This is a genomic window from Flavobacterium sp. (genome assembly GCF_044361015.1).
Taxonomy (GTDB): domain Bacteria; phylum Bacteroidota; class Bacteroidia; order Flavobacteriales; family Flavobacteriaceae; genus Flavobacterium.
Map to the genome: position 1 here is coordinate 1 of NZ_JBIKJL010000107.1, position 3,227 is coordinate 3,227.

Consider the following 3,227-nt stretch of genomic DNA (forward strand, 5'->3'; position numbering starts at 1 on the left):
GCATAGGAAGTCGTTGTTCCAAAATCAACATAAGCAGCTGATAAATCAATACAAGAGCCCGGAACACACGAAGGTGGAATATTAGGGTCTGTTACATCAATTCCTCCGGTCAGTACTGTTGCACAACCATTGGCTTCCACCGTAAAAGTAACTGTTCCTGATAAAGGAGAAGAGCAACCGGTTGAAGGTAAAAATATACTCTGTAAAGAATAAATTGTCGTTACATTTAATATAGGGGAAGGCCAAGTGGCTGTACCCGCAGCATTTAATAACACGTTATAACTTGCTCCCGAACTTGAATTATTGAAAAGCACAATTGCACCGGGTGTACCTGTAAACGTTAAAGTTCCTGATGATCCCGGACAAATGGTAGTGTCTGTTCCAAAAGTAGCAGTCGCCACACCCACATTTACTGTTCTGGATAAATTACAGGTGGATGATCTTGTAAACATAATATCATCAATGGCAAAGTCATTTCCGGTTGCGGTTATTACTCTATCTAAAATGCAAATTTCTGCAAGTGTAGCTGCACCGGAATTCCAAGTATAGGTATGTTGCACCCAGCCGCAAGTTGTTGCCGGTGCAATATCGATTCCGACAGAAACACCATTGATTAGCACTTCGATATTGGCCGGATTTGGTGTGGCCACAGTTTGAATCCAATAGGAAAAAGTATAATTTTGACCCGCAGTAACCGGAATTTTTTGACACCATAATTTATCATTTCCTGCATTCGCAACAGAACCGTCGGCCACCAACATATTTCCAGTACCCGTGGTATGGTCTGTACAAGCTGTAAATCCGGCAAACCAAGCTTGCGGATTGGTTACCACACCATAAGCACCCTGAATTCCGGCCGGATTAGGATTTACAGGAGTGAAATATTGATAATCGGTAGTGAATCCTAAATTTCCTTGACTGAAATCACCATTAAAAACTAAATTTCTTATTGTTGTTTCAGAAGAAGTAACCGTATAAGTAGTTGGCACCGTTGGACTCACGGTGATAGAAGTACCCGTCGTACTTGACATAGAAGGGTCAACCGGAACGGCTGTCCAATTATAATTGCTTCCACCGGAAACAGTCAACGTTGTAGAAGTTCCTGAACAAATTGCCGAGTTGGGTGAAATAGTTAAATTACTGGGTTGAGTGAGTATAACATTAGGTAACGTTGCTGTAGCCGGAGAATTATCTGTTACGGAAATGGTGTAAGTTCCGGGTGGCAAGTTTGAAAAAATTCCTGTCGCATTCGTTTGATTAACCGGTCCTGCAATTGAATAAGAAGTATACGTTAATGACCCTCCTACTCCATACACTACAATCGAACCATTATTTGCACCAAAACAAGATGGATTTACTGCAGAATAAGTAACCGAAAGAGCTGCTAGCGGACGTAAAGAAATATCATCTATTGCAAAATCATTACCAACCGCACTTTGGTTGACATTGTATAGTTCAAATCTTCTGTTTGGGGCACCTGATTCTGTTACCGTATATTGAAAATTTACCTCTTGCCATCCCGTCGAAGGATCAGTTACTGTATAGGTTTGATTAAAATAAGTTGCCGCAGCAGCCATAATTCGCAAACCAACAACAGGTTGAGGATTTGTTGCGTTTACAGATCGTATAAAAAACTTAAACCTATAGGTTTGTCCCGCTTGAAGGGCAATATCACCATTTGTTTTCCAAAAAACTTCAGATTGTCCATCAGCTCCATCACACACCATCATGAGTCCGGTTCCGGTAGTATGATCGCCTGAATTTACAAAATTGTTTGTATTTAAAAGGTGTGGATTATTGATAATTGCATATTGTCTCGGACTACTGTTCGCTTGACCAGCACCAGGATTAGTGTAGTTATAACTTGTTTGAAAGCCAACGCCGTTACCGCTTTCAAAATCGCCATTTGTAATTAAATTTTGCGAATGTAAACTATTGATTAAAAGACAACTAATAAAAGCTAATAGTATTCTTGGACTCATGCTATGGGAATTTTAAGGTTGGAAATTTACATAAATTTAGCTAATAATTATCTTAAAAATTTGAATTTTTACTAATCGCAATAAGACGACGTAAGATTTCTGCTTTTTGTTTATCTTTGCAACCTTGTATTCAAATATAAATTTATAATCAAACCGATGATTAATACCGATACTTTTTCTGACGAATTGGGAGACAACCACATAGGAACTTCAGCTGAAAATCCGATACGAAAAGACGCTTTTGACTTAACTGATGATCAAAAAATTGAACTCATTAAAAAAGATGTTGCCAATATTTTGAATACATTGGGCATGGACTTAACTGATGATAGCATGAAAGGCACTCCAAACAGAGTTGCTAAAATGTTTGTAAAAGAAATTTTTGGTGGTTTAAATCCATTAAAAAAACCCAGCACGTCAACCTTTGAGAATGGTTATAAATATGGTGAAATGTTAGTTGAAAAAAACATTACCGTTTATTCAACCTGCGAACATCATTTATTACCCATCGTAGGAAGAGCTCATGTGGCCTATATTTCGAGTGGAAAAGTAATTGGATTATCCAAAATGAATCGAATCGTTGATTATTTTGCTAAAAGACCCCAAGTTCAAGAACGTTTAACGATGCAGATAGTTCAAGAGTTGCAAAAAACGCTCAACACTGAAGATGTAGCCTGTGTGATTGATGCCAAACATTTGTGTGTCAATTCCAGAGGAATTCGTGATATTGAAAGTAGTACTGTTACTTCTGAATTTGGCGGAAAGTTCAAAGAGGATAAAGTTAGAAGAGAGTTTTTAGATTATATTAAGTTAGAAACTAAGTTTTAATAAAGAAGGAAAAAAATAGATGAAATTATACGAAGATCAGACCTTAAAAATATACAATTCACTTTCAGGTGAAAAAGAAGTATTTACCCCAATTCACCAAGGAAATGTAGGTATGTATGTTTGTGGGCCAACTGTTTACAGCAATGTACATTTGGGAAATGTTCGAACATTTATGAGTTTTGACGTGATTTATCGCTATTTACTTCATTTAGGTTACAAAGTACGGTATGTTAGAAATATCACTGATGCCGGACATTTAGAAAATGATGCGGAAGAAGGTGAAGACAGAATTGCCAAAAAAGCAAGAATTGAGCAATTGGAACCCATGGAAATTGTGCAACGCTATACCGTAGATTTTCATAACATTTTACATACGTTGAATTTTTTACCACCAAGTATCGAACCGACAGCCACAGG

Annotated in this window: 3 protein-coding genes; 2 read left to right on the top strand and 1 reads right to left on the bottom strand. The window is 37.6% G+C overall.

Going from position 1 to position 3,227, the window contains the following annotated elements:
• Window positions 1-1,982 (bottom strand): carbohydrate binding domain-containing protein (locus ACIQ2Z_RS12805; protein ID WP_396184556.1); only part of this gene is annotated, 1,982 nt, incomplete at its 3' end.
• A gap of 156 nt (window positions 1,983-2,138) precedes the next feature.
• On the opposite strand from ACIQ2Z_RS12805, the gene folE reads away from it, so the two are divergent.
• Together folE and ACIQ2Z_RS12815 are read left to right on the top strand one after the other, a co-directional pair.
• Entirely contained in the window at window positions 2,139-2,810 is a 672-nt protein-coding gene (gene folE / locus ACIQ2Z_RS12810) for a GTP cyclohydrolase I FolE (protein WP_396184557.1), read from the top strand.
• A 19-nt stretch (window positions 2,811-2,829) separates the two neighbouring features.
• The coding region (locus tag ACIQ2Z_RS12815) for a class I tRNA ligase family protein (RefSeq protein WP_396184558.1) at window positions 2,830-3,227 on the top strand (398 nt) is incomplete at its 3' end.